This window comes from Amycolatopsis sp. NPDC114504 (assembly GCF_055633595.1).
This window is the reverse complement of sequence record NZ_JBVKDU010000003.1, coordinates 1,534,452-1,552,710: the sequence shown is the minus strand read 5'-3', so window position 1 is coordinate 1,552,710 and position 18,259 is coordinate 1,534,452. Positions and strand designations below refer to the sequence as shown.

The window sequence follows — 18,259 nt, the reverse complement described above, 5'->3', positions numbered from 1 at the left end:
CGAGCCGGCGCCCGCCCGGGTTCAGGAGCCTTCTTCGGGCGTCAGGATCGCGGCGGCGACGTAGACCGGGATCGCGACGCCGACCGACAGGAACACGGCGGCGACCATGCCGATGCGCAGCACGCTGGCGTCGATGCCGAGGTAGGTGGCCCAGCCACCGCAGACGCCGGTGAGCATCTTGTCGCTGGTGCTGCGGCGGAGCTTCTTGGTGGTTTCGGGGGTGTACACGCTGTTCGTCATGGCTCAATACTGACTTCCGGAGACCCCCGCCCACATCGGGAACGGCCCGGACCCCGACCCTGAACTCGTCCTCGGGGAAAACCATGTGCTCGCGAGGGTGCGGGCCTACGACAGGGCGCGCACTCGCTCGAGCCGGGCTTCCCACGCCGCCCGCACTTCGGCTGACGCCTGATACGCGTCTGTCGGCTCCGGAGCCTGGCGCGGCACCGGCAGGTAACCGTCCACAGGGGACAGTGGCGCCGCACAGACATCGCCTTCCAGCAACGAAATCGTCCCCAGTCCACAAGCGAACTCCAGCTCCGGGAGCGCGCCGGCCAGTGCCAGGCCCGCGGCCAGGCCGACGCTCGTCTCCACCGCCGACGACACCACGCACGGCAGCCCGCACGCCTCCGCGACCTCCAGCGCCCGGCGTACGCCGCCCAGTGGGGCCACCTTCAGCACCGCGATGTCCGCCGCCCCCGCGACCGCCACCTTCAGCGGGTCCTCGGCGCGGCGGATCGACTCGTCGGCCGCGATGCGGACCGAGACCCGACGGCGGACCGCCGCCAGGTCCTCGATCGTCGGGCACGGCTGCTCCGCGTACTCCAGGCCGCCGGCCGCCTTGTCGAGGTCCGTGATCGCGCGGACCGCCGTGTCGACGTCCCAGGCCATGTTCGCGTCGACGCGCACCGCGCCGGCCGGGCCGAGCGCGTCGCGGACCGCCGCCACCCGCTCGCAGTCGTCCGCCGGCGACGAACGCGGGTCCGCCACCTTCACCTTCGCCGTCCGGCAGCCGGAAGCGCGGACCAGTTCGTACGCCTTCTCCGGGCCGACGACCGGCACCGTCGTGTTCACCTCGACCCGGTCGCGGACCGGCGCCGGCCAGCCCGTCTCGCTCGCTTCGAGCGCCGCGTGCAGCCAGGGGACGCTCTCGGCGTCCGAGTAGTCGGCGAACGGGCAGAACTCGCCCCAGCCCGCCGGGCCGGGCAGCAGGACGCCTTCCCGGACCGTGATGCCGCGGAAGCGATTGCGCAGGGGGATCGCGTAAACCTTCATCGTCGCCGATCATGCCATCCCCGACTTTGGCAAACGGGTGCCGAACAGCGCGTTTCCGGCCAGAATGACTCCGTGGTCCTCGACTTCCGCGTGCTGGGTCCGGCCGAGGTCACGGCAGACGGCCACCCGGTGCCGCTCGGGGGCAGCCGGCCGCTGATCGTCTTGGCCGGGCTTTTGCTGCGCGCGAACCGGGTCGTGCCGGTCGACGAGCTCGGCCGCTGGCTCTGGGACGACGACCGCCGCCGCTCCAAGGGCGCGCTCCAGACGTACGTGCTGCGCCTGCGCCGCGCCCTCGGCGACCAGGTCGCGATCCGCACCGAGAGCGGCGGCTACCTGATCGAGCTCGAAGACGACCTGCTGGACCTCTCCCGGTTTCGCGCCCTCGCGATCCGGGGCAAGGCCGCGATGGACCGCGGCGAAAGCCGTCGAGCGGCCGCGCACTTCGCCGAGTCTCTCGGGCAGTGGCGTGGGGCGGCGCTGCTCAACGTCGAGTCGGACGCGCTGCACCGCGACGAGGCCGGGCAACTGGCCGAAGAACGGCTGCGCGTCCGCGAGCAGTGGGCGGACGCCCTGCTCGACGTCGGCGAGTACGGCACCGTCATTCCCGAGCTGGCCCGGCTGACCAGGGAGAACCCGCTTCGGGAGCGGCTGCACGAGCAGCTGATGGTCGCGCTGTACCGGTCGGGCCGGCAGGCCGAGGCGCTCGACGTCCACCGCCGGATCAGCACCGTGCTGGCCGAGGAGCTGGGCCTCGACCCCGGGCCGTCGCTGCAGCGCACCCGCCAGGCGATCCTCACCGGCGCCGACAACGGTCACGCGCCGCCGCGGTACCGGCTCGGCGTCGAACCGCAGGTGCCGCACCAGCTGCCCGCCGACCTGCGGGCCTTCTCCGGGCGCGAGTGCGACCTCAAGGCGTTGCACGCGCTGCTGCCGGAGGCGATCGACGCCGACACGTCGACGCCGATCGCGTCCGTCGAGGGCATGGGTGGCATCGGCAAGACGACCCTGGCCGTGCACTTCGCGCACGAGATCGCCGACCGGTTTCCCGGCGGGCAGGTCTACCTCAACCTGCGCGGCTACGGGCCCGGCGAGCCGGTCGAGCCGTCCGCGGCGCTGGAGGCGATGCTCACCGCGCTGGGCGTGCCGTGCGACCAGATCCCGGGCGACCTCGACGGCCGCGCGGCGAGCTGGCGGACGCACAGCGCGGGACGGCGGCTGCTCGTCCTGCTCGACAACGCCAACCGCACCGAGCAGGTGCGGCCGCTGCTGCCCGGGCCGGGCTGCCTGGTCGTGATCACGAGCCGCTGGCAGCTGCGCGCGCTGGTCGCGACGCACGGCGCGCGGCGGATCGCGCTGGAGGAGCTCGGCGAGGAGGACGCCGTCGAGCTGCTCGCGTCGGCGATCGGCCTCGATCGGGTGGCGCGCGACCCCGGCGCGACCGAGCGGTTCGTGCGCCACTGCGGCGGGCTGCCGCTGGCGATCCGGATCCTCGCCGTGCGGGCGGCGCAGTTCCCCGACCTGGCGCTCGACGAGTTCATCGACTCGCTCGAGGCCGACCTGCTCGGCTCGTTCGACCTCGCCGACGGCGAGGGGACGAACATCCGTTCGGTGTTTTCGTATTCCTACCAGGCGCTGGAGCCGCGGGCGGCGCGGTTGCTGCGGCTGCTCGGGCTGCCCACCGGCGTCGACTTCACGGTGCCGGCGGCGGCTGCGGTCGCCGGGCTGGACGTCGCGGCGACGCGGCCGATGCTGGAAACCCTCGCCGCCGCGCACCTGCTCGCCCAGCCGCGGCCGGGCCGCTACCAGTTCCACGACCTCATCCGGGCGTACGCGGGCGAAGTCGCTTCGCAGGTCGACTCGGCTTCGCAGCGCGACGCGGCGTTGGACCGGCTGCTGGACTGGTACCTGGCGTCGGCGCTGAACGCGTCACGGCGGATGCGGCCGGAGCGGTACTACCGGCTGCTGGACCTCGACGACCCGCCCGGCGGCCTGACCTTCGCGTCGTACCACGACGCGCTGGACTGGTTCGGCGAGGAAGCCGGCAACCTGATCGCCGCGGTGCACCTGGCGCGGCGCCGGCGTGACGACGTCTGCTGGAAGCTGGCGTGGCTGCTGCAGAGCTACTTCGTGACGCGCTCGCGGCTCGACGAGTGGCGTTCGGTGTTCGCGGTGGCGCTCGAAGCCGCGAAGGCCGGCGGCCACCGGCCGGGCGAGGCGGGCATCCTGAGCGGGCTCGGCGTCGTCAACGGCGTCGCGCGGCAGTACGACGAGTCGCGGCGGTTCCTGGAGCAGGTGCTGGCGATCCAGCGCGAGCTCGGCGCACGGGAGGGCGAGGCGCGGGCGCAGTACAACCTGGCGATGGCGGCGCACAACCTCGACGACTACGCCTGGGCGTACGAACACGGCATGCAGGCGCTGGAGATCGTCCGCGAGCTGGGGTTGGGGGCGTTCGAGGCGAGTGTGCTGCGGGCGCTGGGCGACATCTGCACGTCGATGGGCGACCACGAGCAGGCGTTGCGGCTGGCCGACGCGGCGCTGGCGGTGCTCGGCCCGGACGGCGAGCCGGTGGACACGCGGTTCACCCAGCACACGCGCGGGCTCGCGCTGGTCGGGCTGGGCCGGGTCGACGAGGGGATCGCGTGCATCCGCGCCTCGGTTTCGATGTTCTTCGAGATGGGCGAGCAGTACGAGGCGGCGGACGTGCTGGCTCAGCTGGGCACGATCCACCTGCGCTACGGCGATCGGGCGGTGGCCAGGGAGTGCTGGGTCCGCTCGGTCCGGCTGCTGACGGAAATCGGCCACCCGGACGCGGACGACGTCCGGGCGAAGCTGGCGGCCCTGGTCGGCGCCGCGAGCTGACGCGGGGGTGTGTGCGGCGGACCGCCCGCGTGCCGACCCCCAGTGACAGCACGCAAGCCGGTCCGCCCGCGTGGTTACTCAAGCCGATGGCGCTCACTGTCCACTCACTGTCTTGTTCGGTGAAGCGATGCCGAGCAGTTCGGCGAGGGTCTCGGCGTTGCGGGGGGCCTCGACCTTGACGTCGTTGTCGAAGTAGACGTGGACGTCCCGCTTCCCGCCGTCGTGCCAGGTCCGGATCTTGTCGGCCCAGCCTCGGAGGGCCTCGTCGGAGTAGCCGCTGACGTAGAGCTCCTTGTCGCCGTGGAGGCGGACGTAGGTGAAGTCGGCGGTCTGGTCTTCGAGGAACGGCCACCGGCCGGCGGTGTCGGCTACGACCAGGGCGATCCCGTGTTTTCGCAGTAGTTCCTTCGCCGCGGGTTCGGCGAAGGACGGGTGGCGGACTTCGAGGGCGTGCCGCAACGGTTTGCGCGGCCCGGCTTCGAGGTGGGGTGTGCCTTTCAGCTTGTCGTCGTGGTTCTTGGCGAGTTCTGCCGCGTCGGTCGTCGTGCGGGGGAGGAGGGCGAAGAAGTTCGCGAGGCGGTCGGGGTCGAACGTCAGCCGGGGTGGGAGCTGCCAGAGGAATGGGCCCAGTTTCGCTCCGAGGGCGAGGACTCCGGAGGCGTAGAAGTTCGCCAGTGCTGTCTCCACGTCCCGGAGTTGCTTCATGTGGGTGATGAAGCGGCCGCCTTTGACCGCGAAGAGGAAGTCGGCTGGGGTCTCGTCGAACCACGCTCGGTATCGCTCGGGGCGTTGGAGTGAGTAGAAGGAGCCGTTGATCTCCACGGTGTTCATTCGGTGGGACAGGTGCTCGAGCTCTCGCCGCTGGGGGAGTCCGTGGGGGTAGAACACGTCGCGCCATGGCGGGTAGCGCCAGCCCGATGTGCCTATGCGGATTTCGGCGATTGTTCTCACCGCCTTTCCGCGGGGGGTGGTTCCCGGTCTACGGGGTGGCCAAACTCGGCTGTGTGGGTGGTGCCCGGACAGGTGGGCTGTGGGGTGGGACAGGTGACCTGATCTTGGGGACGGGCGTCTTATGGGGCCCTTGAGGTGTTTGCTCATGGTTTTGGGTTGTCGCTTTTGTCCTCGCCGGACGGGCAGGCTTCTGGGATGGCCTGGGGGTTGCTTTTGTCGTTGGGTTTGTTTTGGGGTCGCTGGGTGGTCATCCCGTCGCCTGATTGAGGCCTATCACTTCGAGCCAGGCCCGCAAGGTTGCGCTGTTGTCCTGCCTTGGTGGGGTGGTTGCGGGCCTGGCTCGAAGTGATTTGACGGCCTCAGGCGACGGGATGACCTCCCAGCTCTTTTTTCGGTCTTCGGTTTGTTTGTTTGCTGGCGGTTGGTGGTGGGCTGGTTCCGGTGGTCTCAGTTCGCTGGTGGCCGTCTGCGGCTCCGGCCCCCTGCGGCCAGCCGCTTCGCGGCCGCCCGCGCTGCGGCCCTGCCAGCCCGGCCCCGCTTCCCCGCCCAGCGCCCAGGCCCTCAGGGCCCCGGCCTGCCAGCTGTCCTGCGGCCCTCCGCCGCTCGGGCCGGAGGGTCGCCGCCCGGCAGCTCCGATCCCCCCACCCCGGCCCTCCACCCCCGACTCAAGCCCAGGAGAACCGCCACACCCTCGACTGCACCAACCCCGACGCGTACTCCCTCAAGTTCCCCGGCTGCCCCGCGAAGGTCGGCAGGCTGAACGCCCGGTGCTCTGCCGCCACCGTCAATGCCCTCGCCTGGTTCCTCGGTGGGGCCGATACCGACAGCTCCAGCGTGTCGAACCCCAGCACCACCAGCGTTGCCCCGAAACGGTCCTCCCAGCTGCGCAACACCGCCGACAGCTCGGCCACCTGGTCCGTGCACTTGATCATGCCCGTCCAGCCCAGCAGGGCCGGGATGTCCGCCGGGCGCTCGGTCTGGACCAGGCCCAGCCTGTGTGGGGCGCGCGCCGACAGGATCGAGCCCGTGTTGCCCGCCTCGGCCAATGGGTCCGACCTTCGGGGGCTTCGCTTCGCCAGGCCCGGGAACCGGGCGCCGAATGGGCGGAGGCATGCGCCGTCGCAGCAGGATGTGTCCCACCAGCGGCTCAATGCTCCCGCCGGGTCTGCCGACCCCACCCGGTGGCCTGCCGGGGCCAGGCGGCCTCGGTCGTCGATCCAGTCTTCGCCGTTGGCCGCGAAACGCTGGTCGTGGGGGATCAGCACCGGCCACAACCCCGACCGCTCGAACTCGGCCACACAGCCCAGGTAGCGCTCGGGCCGGGTCAGGGGCAGGTCGGACACCCACAGCCGGCCGTGCCACGAGCCCGGTGGCAGGGTCTGGACCGGCGGTGCGGGCGTACCGGGGCGGAGCGGTGCGATCGTCATGGACGTCCCCTCGAACTTGTGTTCGGCTACTGCACCTCGAACAGTAGTTCGAGGGTCCGACAATTTCCAGCGATCCGGCCGCTCATCCGTTCGAGTGAATCCGCAAACGTGCAGGTCAGAGCGTTGCTGATACTCGTGTGACACAAGGTGTTGCTGAGACACGCCGTTGGGCCGAAGGGGTGGCCGGGCACGACGAGACGAACCCGACAGACCGGTCACCGGTGCGGATCTTGCCTGGGCGGTGATCGATTGCCAGGCTCGTCCAGGACGAACGGGCAGCGGAGAGGGTGCATGGAGTTCCACGTGCTGGGGCAGGTCGAGGTGGCGGTCGGCGGCCGGGTCATCGGCCTCGGCGGCCCGAAACCGCGCACCCTGCTCGCGCTGCTGGCCGTGCACGCCGGGCACGTCGTCCCGCTCGAGCAGGTGATCGACGCGATCTGGGGCGAGGATCCACCGGACCGGGCCCGCGCCACCGTCTACACCTACGTCTCGGCCCTCCGGCGGGCGCTGGCGGGCAGTGGCGACCCCGACGTGATCGCGCGCAGCGGGGGTGGCTACCGGCTGGCCGTCGACCTCGACCAGGTCGACCTGCACGCCTTCAACCACGACCTGTCGGCCGGCCGCCGCGCGCGGGCCGCCGGGGAACCGGACCGCGCGGTCGCCCTCATCCGGCATGCCCTCGCCGCGTGGCGGGGGACCGCGCTGGGCGGCACGCAGGGCCGGTGGGCGGACAACGAACGCGCCCGGCTGGACGAACTGCGCGTCGCCGCGCTGGAAGACTGCGTCGACGTCGAACTCGAGACCGGCGAAGGGGATTCCCTCGTCCCGGAACTGACCGCGGCCGTCGCCGCACACCCGCTGCGGGAACGTCTGCGCGCCCAGCTCATGCTCGCGCTGCACCAGAGCGGCCGCCGGGCGGATGCGCTCGCCTGTTACCAGGACGGCCGGGCGGCGCTCCTCGGTGAGCTGGGCCTGGAACCTGGCCCGGTGCTGCAGGCCGCGCACGAGCGCGTCCTTCGCGACGAACACGAACGGCGGTCTGGCCGCTCGCGGCGGGAGACCCAGCGGGTCCCGAGCCAGCTCCCCTTCGACATCGCCGACTTCACCGGACGCGCGCGCGAAGTCGCGGAGCTGACCCGGGCGCTGGCCGAACCGGACGCCGGGTCGCGGCTGTGCGCCGTCTACGGCAAACCCGGTGCGGGCAAGAGCACCGTCGCCGCGCACGTCGCGCACCGCGTGCGCGAGCACTTCCCCGACGGCCAGCTCTACGCCTCGCTGCGCGGCGTGCAGGTCGTCCGCGCCGACCCGGCCGAGGTGCTGGCCGGGTTCCTGCGCGCGCTCGGCGTGCCGGACCAGGACTGCCCGGCGCGCCTCGAGGAGCGCGCCCAGCTCTACCGCACGATGCTCGCCGACCGGCGCATCCTCGTCGTCCTCGACGACGCGTCCGACGAACGCCAGATCCGCCCGCTGCTGCCCGGCGGCCACACCTGCGCCGCGCTGGTGACCAGCCGGGAACGCCTCGGCGCGGTCGGCGGCGCCACCCACCTGCACCTGCCCGTCCTGGACGAGGCGGAAGCGCTGGAGCTGCTGAGCCGGGTCGCCGGCGGCACGCGGGTGGCGGAGGAGCCCGAAGCCGCCCGCGAGCTGGTGCGCCTGTGCGGCAACCTGCCGCTCGCCGTGCGCATCGCCGGGGCCCGGCTCGCCGCCCGGCCTCAGTGGCCGGTCGGCAAGCTCACCGAACGCCTTCGCGTGCAGCACCGCATCCTGGAGGAGCTCACCCTCGGCGACCTGGAGGTACGCGGCAGTCTCGCCCTCAGCTACGACGACCTGGGCGAACGGGAACGCACCGCGTTGCGCCGGCTCGGACTGCTCGACGTCTCCTCGTTCGGCGCGTGGGTCGCCGCGCCGCTGCTCGACTGCGCTGCTCACGAGGCGGAGGAAGCCGTCGAACGGCTCGTCGACGCCCAGCTGCTCGACCTGTCCACAGTGGACGACGGCGGTGCGGCGCGCTACCAGATCCACGACCTGACGCGCGCTTTCGCCCGCGAACGCGGGGAGGCCGAGGAGTCCGCGGCCGACGTCAAGGCGGTCACCGCGCGGGCCGCCGAGTGCTGGCTCGAGCTGGTCGAGCTCGCGGGCCGCCGGGCGCCGCACGTCCCCGCGGAGGCGGGTGCGCTGGTCCGGTACCTCGACCCGGCGCGGATCGACGAGATCCTGACCGACCCCGAGGCGTGGTTCGACGCCGAGCAGACCGGCCTCGTCGGCGTGGTCGAGCGCGTCAGCGGGCTGGACCTCACCGACGTCGCCACCCGGCTGGCCGCGGCGCTGTGCTCGTCGGTGTTCGCCGTGCGCAACCTGTTCGGCCAGTGGTGGCGCACGCACAACGCGGCGCTCGCGGCCGCGCGGCGGACCGGTGACCGCACCGGGGAGGCCAGGCTGCTGTCGGGCCTGGGCTGGCTGCGCTACGAGCAGGACCGCTTCGACGAGTCGATCGCCTACCACGAGCAGGCCCTCGCCGCGTACGAGCTCGGCGGCGACCGGCACGGGCAGGCCGTCAGCCGCCTCGACCTCAGCACCGTGCAGTGCGAGTACGGCCAGTTCGCCCAGGCGCGGCACTCCCTCGACCTCGTCCTGCCCGTGCTGCGGGAGCTGGGCGAGGAACAGGCGGAGGTCGAGGCGCTGCACGGGCTCGGCCGCGTCCTCACCGAACAGGGCGAGCTGGCCGACGCGCTCGTCGCCGCCGAAGCCGCGGTCGCGGGGTACGCGGACGCGACCAGCCGGGCGGTCGCCCTGCGCTCGCTGAGCCTCGTGCACCGCGCCGCCGGACGGCTCGGCGAAGCGGCCCGCTACAGCCAAGAGGCGGTGGACCTGCTGCGCGGCGCCGACGACCCGCTGATGTCCGCGTACGCCGTGCAGGCGCTCGTCAAGGTCCGCATCCGCCAGGGACGCGGTGACGAGGTGCGCGACGCCATGCTCGCGTGCCTCACCACGTGCCACGAGATGCAGGACGGCTTCGGCCAGGGCCTGATGCTGCGCACCCTCGGCGAGCTCGAGCTGGCCGCCGGGCGGTTCCCCGAAGCGCGCGCCCACCTCGAACGGTCGGTCCAGTGGTGGGACGCGCTCGTGCTGCCGGTCTGGCGGGCCCGTGCCCTGCGCGATCTCGCCACGACGCTCGACGCCCTCGGCGAGACCGCGGGCGCCGAAGCGGCGTGGACGGAGGCCGAGGGCCTCTTCCGGCTGCACGGCAGCCGGGAGGCTCAGGAGCCACGCCGGCTCGCGACTGCCGTCCGCCCGGTCGGCAGCTGAAGAACGGCTTTCAGGTTTCTTTGACCCCGCCGGGAGAGGCTCGTCCCGTCCCCGAAGGAGAACAGGGGACGGTGCGGATTTCCCATGGTGAAGAAGGGATCGACCATGTCTTCGGTCAGGACCACGGTGACCACCGCGGCGCTCGTCGCGGGCCTCGCGATCGGCGGGCTGCAGGCGACGGCGTCGGCCGGGGAGCTGCCGCCGGGCGCTCAGCGCATCGGCGTGCTGGCCGACGGCAAGCTGCTCGTGAAGGAGGGAAACCTCTACGACTCCTGGGTTCCCGAGATGGACGGGGTGCGGAAGTTCGAGATCGCGGGTGACCGGATCGGCGTGCTGACCACGGACTCGCGGCTCTTCGTCAAGGAAGGCAACCTCTGGACGAGCTGGGTCGAGGAAGCGGGCGGCGTCCGCGACTTCCGGCTCGCCGGCAACCGGATCGGCGTGGTGCGCGACGACACGACGGTCGCGGTGAAGGACGGCGCGCTGGACGCGCCCTGGGTGGAGGAGACCAGCGGCGTCAAGGACCTCGAGCTGACCCCGACCCGCGTCGGCGTCGTGTTCGAGAACGGCCTGGCGACCGTCAAGGAGGGTGACCTCTACGCGCCGTGGGTGGACCAGATGGGCTCGGTCGCCGACCTCGAGCTCTCCGCCGACCGGGTCGGCGTCCTGCGCACCGACGGAACCGTGGCGGTCAAGGAGTCGAACCTGTGGTCCTCCTGGGTCGAAGAGGTCTCCGGGGTCAAGCAGCTGGAGCTGTCCGGCAGCCGCATCGGGGTCGTGCTCGGCAACGGGCTCGCGACCGTCAAGGAGGGAAACCTCTACGCGGGCTGGGTGAACCAGCTCCCGGGCGCCGCCAACCTCCAGATCGCCGGTGACCGCATCGGCGTGCTGCGCACCGACGGCAGCGTCACCGTCAAGGACGGCGGCCTCTACGGGACGTGGGTCGAGCAGACCGGCGGCGTCCAGCAGCTGGCCCTCGCCGCCGCCGGCGCGCCTTCGACGGGTGGCCAGGTGTCGCTGGCCGACATCACCGCCGTCTACGGCTCCACCTACGCCACGGACACCGTCGCGGCCGGGCTGCCGAGCCTCAACGCCGAGATGACGGCCGGGGGCATCACGACGCCGAGCCGCAAGGCCGCGCTGCTCGCCACGCTCAAGCACGAGAGCGGTTTCCGCTACAACGCGGGCGAAGCCGGGAACTCCGAGCTGTACCGGGGACGCGGTTTCATCCAGCTGACCAACGACTTCAACTACCGGTCCGCGGGCACCGCGCTCGGCTACGACCTCCTGGGCAACCCGGACGCCGCCGCGTCGCTCGACTGGAGCGCCAAGATCGCGCGCTGGTACTGGAGCTCCCACAACATCAACGCGGCCGCGGACAACTACGACATGGGCGCGGTGGGCCGCGCGATCGGCTACTCCTACGCCATCGACCCGGCCGAGTCGCTCAACCGGTGCGCGGACTACAAGAAAGCGCTCGCCTACTTCAACGGCGGCTCGCTCCCCGTCGCCGACGGCGCCATCGACTGCACCCGCTGATTCCCCTCAAGGAGAACGCCATGTCGCTCAAACGCGTCACCACGACCGTCCTCGCCGCCACCGTCCTCGCACTGCTGGGCGCCGTCCCGGCCCACGCGGACACGCGCACCGACGTCCGCGACCTCGCCGCGGCCAACCTGCACAAGCAGACCTGCAGCACCAACAGCCTCGGCGGTACCGGGTTCATGGACAGCTGCCGGATGCAGTGGGCGTGGTGCGCCGACTTCGTCAGATGGGTGTGGGGCAACCGCAACCTCGACGTCGACCGGCTCACCGCCGCGGCCGGCAGCTTCTACCTGTACGGCCAGCAGAAGGGCACGCTGCACACCGACTCCGGCTACGTCCCGCAGGTGGGTGACGCGGTCGTCTTCAACTACCAGGGCAACGGGTACGCCGACCACGTCGGGATGGTCGACACGGTCAACGCCGACGGCACGATCCGCACGATCAACGGCAACTGGGGCTCCGGCGGCCCCGGCACCACCAGCGTCGAGTTCGGGTCCGGGCCCGGCCGGGTCGGCCAGTACCTCGCCGGCCAGCAGATCTCCGCGTTCGTCAGCCCGGTCGGGCTGTCCGAGCCGCAGAAGCCCGTGACCGCGCGTCTCGGCGTGCGGTTCGGGGACAGCTCGGTGCAGGTGAAGGAAGGCAACCTCTTCGAGGGCTGGACGAACGTGTACGGCGGCGGCGCGGTCAAGTCCGAAGTGCACGGTGACATGGTCGGCGTGCTCACGGGCAACGGCGACCTGTTCGTCAAGCAGGGCAACCTGTACCAGCAGTGGGTCCACCAGGCGAGCGGCGTCAAGGACTTCGCGCTCGAGTCGGCGGCGGGCCGCATCGCCGTGCTGCGCACCGACGGCACCGTCGCGGTGAAGGAGGGCGGCCTGCAGGGCGGCTGGGTCGAGGAGACCAACAACGCCAAGGAAGTCGAGCTGTCGGGCGACTACATCGCCGTCGTCGACAACAACGGCAAGGTGTTCGCCAAGCAGGGCAACCTGTACGCGGGCTGGGTCGACGAGCTGCCCGGCGCGGCCGACGTCGAGGTGGACGCGAGCACCGGCCGGCTCGCGGTCGTGCGCACCGACGGCTCGCTGACGGTCAAGGAAGGCGGCCTCTACGGCGCCTGGGTCGAGCAGACGTCCGGGGTGAAGCAGGTCGACCTGTCCGGCGACTACCTCGGGGTGGTCTTCACCGACGGCCTCGCCTCGGTCAAGCAGGGCAACCTGTACGCGGGCTGGATCAACCAGCTTTCGGGCGCGGCCGAGATCGAGGTCGACGCCCCCACCGGCCGGGTGGGCGTGCTGCGCGCGGACGGCTCGCTGACGGTGAAGGACGGCGGCCCGTACGGCACGTGGGTCGAGCAGACCGGTGGGGTGAGCGGCTTCCAGCTCACGAACTACTGATCCACGCGGAAGTGCGGGCCACGTCGAGGGGGCGTGGCCCGCACTGCCGTGTCGGGATCAGGGCGCCGGGTGCCACGGGACGGCGCGGCCGGTGAAGGCCGCCAGCCGGTCGAGGACCGGCGCGTGCTCCGCCACCGGCCGCGGTTCGGCGAACCGGCTGCCCCGCTGCTGCGCGGGCAGCTGGGCCCGGGTGAACGAAAGCGTCCGCTCGGCCAGGTCCGCCGGCACGTCCGCCGCCGATCCCGTGGCCTGCACGAGGTCCCAGCAGTGGGTGAGCAGGTCGGCGATCCGCCACCGGACCCGTTCCCCACCGGTCGTGGTGCCCACCGGCGTCGTCTGGACGCGGTCGAGGACGTCCGGCACCGAAGCGGCGGCCAGCAGCGCCGCGGACGACCGGCGGAACGCCCCGGCCGGGTCGGCGCCGAGGTGGTCGACGTCGCGGGAGGGCGGCGGCTGCTCGGCGAACATCGCGGTGAGCACGAGGTCCATGCCGACCAGGTGGCCCGTCAGGTCCCGCACGGTCCACTCGTCGCACGGGGTCGGCGCCGTCCACTGCCCGGGCTCGACCCGGTCGAGCAGCGCACCCGTGGCGGTGGACGCCAGCGCGAGGTCGTCGAGCAGGGCCATCAGAGCGGCCGGAGCAGGTCGTCCGCGTCGACGATGTGGTACGCGTACCCCTGCTCCGCGAGGAACCGCTGGCGGTGCGCCGCGTACTCCGTGTCGACCGTGTCGCGCGAGACGATCGAGTAGAAGTGCGCCTGGCGGCCGTCACCCTTCGGCCGCAGGAGCCGGCCGAGGCGCTGGGCCTCCTCCTGGCGGGAACCGAACGTCCCGGAGATCTGGATCGCCACCGACGCCTCGGGCAGGTCGATCGAGAAGTTCGCGACCTTCGACACCACCAGCGTCTTGATCTCGCCCCGCCGGAACTTGTCGAACAGCTCCTCGCGCTCCTTGTTGCGGGTCGCGCCCTGGATCACCGGGGCGTCGAGCTCGTCGCCGAGCATCTCCAGCTGGTCGAGGTACGCGCCGATCACCAGCGTCGGCTCGCCGGCGTGCTTCTCCACGATGGACTTGATCACCGGGGTCTTCGTCTGCGCCGTCGCCGCCAGCTTGTACCGCTCGTCGGCCTCGGCCGTGGCGTACCCCAGGCGCTCCGCGTCGGTCAGCGTCACGCGGACCTCGGTGCACTCCGCCGGCGCGATCCAGCCCTGCGCCTCGATGTCGCGCCACGGCACGTCGTAGCGCTTCGGCCCGATCAGCGAGAAGACGTCGCCCTCGCGGCCGTCCTCGCGCACCAGCGTCGCGGTCAGGCCGAGGCGACGGCGGGACTGCAGGTCCGCCGTCATCCGGAACACCGGCGCCGGCAGCAGGTGGACCTCGTCGTAGACGACCAGGCCCCAGTCGCGCGAGTCGAACAGCTCCAGGTGCCGGTACTCGCCCTTGGTCTTGCGGGTGACCACCTGGTACGTCGCGATGGTGACCGGCCGGACTTCCTTCTTCTCGCCGGAGTACTCGCCGATCTCCTCTTCGGTCAGCGACGTCCGCGCGATCAGTTCGCGCTTCCACTGCCGCCCGGCGACCGTATTCGTCACCAGGATCAGCGTCGTGGCCTGCGCCTTCGCCATCGCCGCCGCGCCGACCAGCGTCTTGCCCGCGCCGCACGGCAGCACGATGACACCGGACCCGCCCGCCCAGAACGCGTCCGCGGCCATCCGCTGGTAGTCGCGCAGGTGCCAGTCCTTCTCGTCGAGCGCGATCGGGTGCGCCTCACCGTCGACGTACCCGGCGAGGTCCTCGGCCGGCCAGCCGACCTTCAGCAGCGCCTGCTTCAGCCGCCCGCGCTCGGACGGGTGCACGATGACCGTGTCGTCGTCGATCCGGGCGCCGAGCATCGGGCTGATCTTCTTGTTGCGGGAGACCTCGGTCAGCACCGCGCGGTCGGTGGTCGACATGACGAGGCCGTGCGCCGGGTGGTTGGCGATCTGCAGCCGGCCGAACCGGCCCATCACGTCGACGACGTCGATCAGCAGTGGCTGCGGCACCGGGAAGCGCGAGTACGTCGTCAGCGCGTCGACGACCTGCTCGGCGTCGTGGCCGGCGGCACGCGCGTTCCACAAGGCCAGGGGGGTGATGCGGTAGGTGTGGACGTGCTCCGGGGCGCGTTCGAGCTCGGCGAACGGCGCGATCGCGACGCGCGCGTCACCGGCCTGGGGGTGGTCGACCTCCAGGAGCACGGTCTTGTCGGACTGGACGATCAGCGGGCCATCAGTCACAACTACTGTTATACGTGGCTCGCTCCGGCCCGCTCCCGTCGCGGGTCGCCGGTGGGACGATTTGCCGAGGGGATCACTGGAGGGCACGTTGACCACACCACCGTTCGACGACAACCCGTTCCGGTCGCCGGACCACGCGACGGCGCCCCCGCCGATGCCGCCGCCGGTGCCCGGCCGGCAGCCGATCCCGCACTGGTTCACGACGAAGGTGAAGATCACGCTCGCCGCGTGCGTCGTCCTGGCGCTGGCCCTGGGTTCGCTGGGCGCGATGACCATCTACTGGGCCGACCGCAGCGGCCCGCCGGGCGAGGGCGACTGCCTGTACCTGACCCGCGAGACCGGCGGCTCGCTCGCCTACCACCGCGTCGGCTGCGGGACGGACAGCGCGACCTACAAGGTCGACGACAGCTACACCGGGACGTTCCGCTGCGGCTCCGGCGACTACGTGCGGTTCCAGATCACCGGGACCGCCGCGACCGCCCGGCGCACGCTCTGCCTGGCGCTGAACGTCAGCACCGGCGAGTGCCTGCGCGACGTCGACGACCAGGCCACGATCGGCAAGGTGAGCTGCAACGACCCGGCGGCCAAGGAACGCGCCGAGGTCATCACCGGCTACCGCGGCGAGGAGAGCTGCCCGGACGCCGACCAGGTGCTGAGCTACCCGGGCCCGCCGCGCCGGACCGTGTGCCTGGCGCCGCCGGGCGAGAACATCTAGCCGAACCAGCGGACCAGGTCGGCGGGGTCGGTGGCGTAGCCGTCGGGGCGGATCAGCAGGAGCCGGCCGCGGTACTCGTCGTCGGAGGTGGCCGCGCGGACGACGTCGACCTGCCCGCGGAAGCCGGGCGGCGTGGCGTGGTCGCCGAGGTCGAGGAGCAGCCCGCGGCCGTCGTGCAGCAGCGCCGAAAGCCGCGTCGGGCCGTCCGCCGTCGTCAGGTCGAGGTCGGGGACGCGGTCCGGGTGGCCCAGCCCGGAGAGCAGCCCGCTGAAGTAGCGGTTGCCGTCCGGCGTCCGCATGAGGTCCACGACGATCTCGCGCAGCGCCTCGACGTTCTCGTCGCGGTCAGGCGTCGTGAAGACGCGCTGAGCCGCCGTGTGCCGCAGGACGCGCGCCGCGGCCGGGTGGCGTTCGTCGTGGTAGCTGTCGAGCAGCCCGGACGGTGCCGTGCCGCGGACCGTCGCGGCCAGCTTCCAGCCGAGGTTCATCGCGTCCTGGACGCCGAGGTTGAGCCCCTGGCCGCCGAGCGGCGGGTGGATGTGCGCGGCGTCGCCGGCGAACAGGACCCGGCCGTGCCGGTAGCGCTCCAGCTGCCGCGTCGCGTCGTTGAAGCGCGAAGCGCCGTACACCTCGCCCAAGCGCGTCTCGGCGCCGTACAGGGCTGTCAGCGCTTCGGTCACTTCGGCGTCCGACACCGGCGCGTCGCGGCCTGGCTGCTTCGTCGTAGAGCCGAACACGAAGCGGTGAGCGCCGTCGCCGAGCGGGGTGAGCATCGACCAGTGGCCGTTCGCCTGCCGCGTCACCTGGCTGAAGTGCGCGGCGCGAGCCGGGACGAGCTCGGACGCGGCGGCGAGCCGGATGTGGGCGAGCGTGGCGACGTAGGTCTCGGTGCGGCCGGGGAACGGCACCCCGAGCAGCCGCCGGACGGTGCTGTGCGCGCCGTCGCAGGCCACCAGCCAGCGGGCCCGGCGGCCATCGACGGTGACGCCGTCCGCGTCGGTGTCGACGGTGGTCACCTCGTGGCTGCGCTCGATGACGGCACCGTGCTTCACGGCGTGTTCGGCCAGCATCGCCTCGACGTCGTCCTGCGTGCGGTTGAGGACCCGGGGGTGTCGGGTCCGCCAGACGCTGTGGTCGAGCGCGACCGGCAGACCGGCGAAGTGCCCGCTGGGGCCGTCGAGCTCCGGGCCGGTGTCCAGGCCGCGCAGGTCGAGCAGTTCCGCGGTGCGGGGCTGGAGGCCGACGGGCCGCGGCAGGCCAGGGCCCTCGCGGCGTTCGAGGACGGTCACGTCGACGCTGGAGAGGGCGAGTTCGGCGGCGAGCATCAGTCCGGTCGGGCCGGCTCCGGCGATCAGGACGTCGGTCATCACGCACTCCTCAAGTAGACTGAGTGCAAAAGTAGACCAAGTGCAAGTTTGGTGACAGCTAATAACTGTTCTGGTCGGGGAGCAGCGACTGGACGTCGAGGCGGTCCGCGAGCTGGCCCGAGTTGTGCATCAGGTCCGCGACGCGCTGCAGGCGGATTCCGTTGAGCGACGCCGGGTACGAGCCGAGGGAGATCAGGGCTGCTGTGGTCGTGTCGATGTCCGAGAACTTCGGGAGGGCGTCGCGGACGATGGCCGGGTCGGTCGCGCTCTGCTGGGCCGCTCCCAGTCCTGTGCGGAATGCCGCCAGTGTCCGGGGGTTGGCCTGGGCGAACGGCTTGGCCGACGCGTACGCCGACAGCGGGAAGTCGAGCGTCGCGCCGCGGGCGCCGTCGGCGAGGATGTGGGCGCCGAGGTCCTTCTCGGCGCGGGTGATGTACGGCTCGATCATCAGGGCCGCGTCGACGTCGCCCGCCTGCAGGGACTGCGGCATCCCGTCGAACGTCACCTGCTTGAACTTGATCTTCGCCACGTCGACGCCCGCCGTGCCGAGCACCGAGCGGGCGGCCAGCGCGCCGACGTCGTCGAGCATGTTCACCGCGATCTCGGGCGCCTTCTTCGACGTCGGCACGGTGTAGTCGGAGCCGGGCAGGGTGACCAGCGCCATCGTGTTGGGGCCGGACGTGTACGCCTCGCCCTGCAGTTGCAGGGTCGTCCCGCCGGCCGCCGCGCGGAACATCGCGACGTCGGAGGTGAAGGTGACGTCGAGGTCACCGGCGGTGACCTTGGCCAGTCCGTCTTCGCCGCCGAGCTCGACGAGCTGCACGTTCAGGCCCGTGGCGCCGAACTTCCCGGCCGCGACGGCGATCCGAAGCGGGGCCGTGTCGATGGCGTTGCCCACACCCACGCGCAGGGTGGTCCGTTCCAATGGCGGCGGAGTGGCGGTCGCGCCGGAAGAGAACACGCTGCACCCCGCGGTCGCCAGAAGCGCCGCTACCAGCGGAATCGTCCGTCCGCGTCTGATCATGAACCTTCACCTACCGCGAGAATCTGGTTCTCGTGCTGGATCGTATGGTCCGCGCCCCATACGATCGCGGGCAGGGCCGTATCGCGCCAGCGCGGCTTTCGGATCTTCATCGAGCGGGCTACC

Annotated in this window: 13 protein-coding genes; 5 read left to right on the top strand and 8 right to left on the bottom strand. The window is 71.9% G+C overall.

Annotated features, from left to right (window positions below):
• Positions 1-21: 21 nt before the first annotated feature.
• Together ACZ7PG_RS28835 and ACZ7PG_RS28830 are read right to left on the bottom strand one after the other, a co-directional pair.
• A complete protein-coding gene (locus ACZ7PG_RS28835) occupies positions 22-240 on the bottom strand; it encodes a PspC domain-containing protein (protein WP_470242172.1) in 219 nt (72 codons plus the stop codon).
• Positions 241-345: 105 nt separating this feature from the next.
• Positions 346-1,275, bottom strand: a complete 930-nt coding sequence (locus ACZ7PG_RS28830; protein WP_470242171.1) for an o-succinylbenzoate synthase — start codon at positions 1,273-1,275, stop codon at positions 346-348.
• Between the two features lie 72 nt (positions 1,276-1,347).
• On the opposite strand from ACZ7PG_RS28830, the gene ACZ7PG_RS28825 reads away from it, so the two are divergent.
• A complete protein-coding gene (locus ACZ7PG_RS28825) occupies positions 1,348-4,134 on the top strand; it encodes an AfsR/SARP family transcriptional regulator (protein WP_470242170.1) in 2,787 nt (928 codons plus the stop codon).
• A gap of 93 nt (positions 4,135-4,227) precedes the next feature.
• Here the strand turns inward: ACZ7PG_RS28825 and ACZ7PG_RS28820 are convergent, their stop codons facing one another.
• Positions 4,228-5,085, bottom strand: coding sequence for a DUF72 domain-containing protein (locus ACZ7PG_RS28820; RefSeq protein ID WP_470242169.1), 858 nt, complete (start codon positions 5,083-5,085; stop codon positions 4,228-4,230).
• A 665-nt stretch (positions 5,086-5,750) separates the two neighbouring features.
• The gene (locus tag ACZ7PG_RS28815; RefSeq protein ID WP_470242168.1) at positions 5,751-6,512 is read right to left on the bottom strand and encodes a DUF4253 domain-containing protein; all 762 of its coding nucleotides are present in this window, start codon (positions 6,510-6,512) and stop codon (positions 5,751-5,753) included.
• 291 nt (positions 6,513-6,803) lie between these two features.
• Between ACZ7PG_RS28815 and ACZ7PG_RS28810 the strand changes: the two genes are divergently transcribed.
• The 3 genes from ACZ7PG_RS28810 to ACZ7PG_RS28800 all read left to right on the top strand — a co-directional run bounded on the left by ACZ7PG_RS28810 (position 6,804) and on the right by ACZ7PG_RS28800 (position 12,757).
• Complete coding sequence (locus ACZ7PG_RS28810) at positions 6,804-9,818, top strand: AfsR/SARP family transcriptional regulator (protein ID WP_470242167.1); 3,015 nt, start codon at positions 6,804-6,806, stop codon at positions 9,816-9,818.
• A 105-nt stretch (positions 9,819-9,923) separates the two neighbouring features.
• Positions 9,924-11,357, top strand: coding sequence for a glycoside hydrolase family 19 protein (locus tag ACZ7PG_RS28805; RefSeq protein ID WP_470242166.1), 1,434 nt, complete (start codon positions 9,924-9,926; stop codon positions 11,355-11,357).
• 20 nt (positions 11,358-11,377) lie between these two features.
• Positions 11,378-12,757, top strand: a complete 1,380-nt coding sequence (locus tag ACZ7PG_RS28800) for a CHAP domain-containing protein (protein WP_470242165.1) — start codon at positions 11,378-11,380, stop codon at positions 12,755-12,757.
• 57 nt (positions 12,758-12,814) lie between these two features.
• On the opposite strand, the gene ACZ7PG_RS28795 is transcribed toward ACZ7PG_RS28800, so the two are convergent.
• A complete protein-coding gene (locus ACZ7PG_RS28795; protein WP_470242164.1) occupies positions 12,815-13,384 on the bottom strand; it encodes a TIGR03086 family metal-binding protein in 570 nt (189 codons plus the stop codon).
• Positions 13,384-15,030, bottom strand: a complete 1,647-nt coding sequence (locus ACZ7PG_RS28790; protein WP_470242163.1) for a DNA repair helicase XPB — start codon at positions 15,028-15,030, stop codon at positions 13,384-13,386. The genes ACZ7PG_RS28795 and ACZ7PG_RS28790 overlap by 1 nt, the downstream gene beginning before the upstream one ends.
• A gap of 88 nt (positions 15,031-15,118) precedes the next feature.
• Here ACZ7PG_RS28790 and ACZ7PG_RS28785 point away from each other — a divergent pair, with 88 nt between their 5' ends.
• A complete protein-coding gene (locus ACZ7PG_RS28785) occupies positions 15,119-15,745 on the top strand; it encodes an LppU/SCO3897 family protein (protein ID WP_470242162.1) in 627 nt (208 codons plus the stop codon).
• On the opposite strand, the gene ACZ7PG_RS28780 is transcribed toward ACZ7PG_RS28785, so the two are convergent.
• Together ACZ7PG_RS28780 and ACZ7PG_RS28775 are read right to left on the bottom strand one after the other, a co-directional pair.
• The gene (locus ACZ7PG_RS28780) at positions 15,742-17,112 is read right to left on the bottom strand and encodes an FAD-dependent oxidoreductase (RefSeq protein WP_470242161.1); all 1,371 of its coding nucleotides are present in this window, start codon (positions 17,110-17,112) and stop codon (positions 15,742-15,744) included. The genes ACZ7PG_RS28785 and ACZ7PG_RS28780 overlap by 4 nt on opposite strands.
• Positions 17,113-17,170: 58 nt before the next feature.
• Complete coding sequence (locus ACZ7PG_RS28775) at positions 17,171-18,136, bottom strand: ABC transporter substrate-binding protein (RefSeq protein WP_470242160.1); 966 nt, start codon at positions 18,134-18,136, stop codon at positions 17,171-17,173.
• Between the last annotated feature and the right edge of the window lie 123 nt (positions 18,137-18,259).

Excerpts from the sequence above, each read along its gene's own strand:
- ACZ7PG_RS28800 (WP_470242165.1), top strand. The coding sequence starts at position 11,378 with ATGTCGCTCAAACGCGTCACCACGACCGTCCTCGCCGCCACCGTCCTC.
- ACZ7PG_RS28805 (WP_470242166.1), top strand. The coding sequence starts at position 9,924 with ATGTCTTCGGTCAGGACCACGGTGACCACCGCGGCGCTCGTCGCGGGC.
- ACZ7PG_RS28780 (WP_470242161.1), bottom strand. The coding sequence starts at position 17,112 with ATGACCGACGTCCTGATCGCCGGAGCCGGCCCGACCGGACTGATGCTC.
- ACZ7PG_RS28810 (WP_470242167.1), top strand. The coding sequence starts at position 6,804 with ATGGAGTTCCACGTGCTGGGGCAGGTCGAGGTGGCGGTCGGCGGCCGG.
- ACZ7PG_RS28830 (WP_470242171.1), bottom strand. The coding sequence starts at position 1,275 with ATGAAGGTTTACGCGATCCCCCTGCGCAATCGCTTCCGCGGCATCACG.
- ACZ7PG_RS28815 (WP_470242168.1), bottom strand. The coding sequence starts at position 6,512 with ATGACGATCGCACCGCTCCGCCCCGGTACGCCCGCACCGCCGGTCCAG.
- ACZ7PG_RS28795 (WP_470242164.1), bottom strand. The coding sequence starts at position 13,384 with ATGGCCCTGCTCGACGACCTCGCGCTGGCGTCCACCGCCACGGGTGCG.
- ACZ7PG_RS28775 (WP_470242160.1), bottom strand. The coding sequence starts at position 18,136 with ATGATCAGACGCGGACGGACGATTCCGCTGGTAGCGGCGCTTCTGGCG.
- ACZ7PG_RS28835 (WP_470242172.1), bottom strand. The coding sequence starts at position 240 with ATGACGAACAGCGTGTACACCCCCGAAACCACCAAGAAGCTCCGCCGC.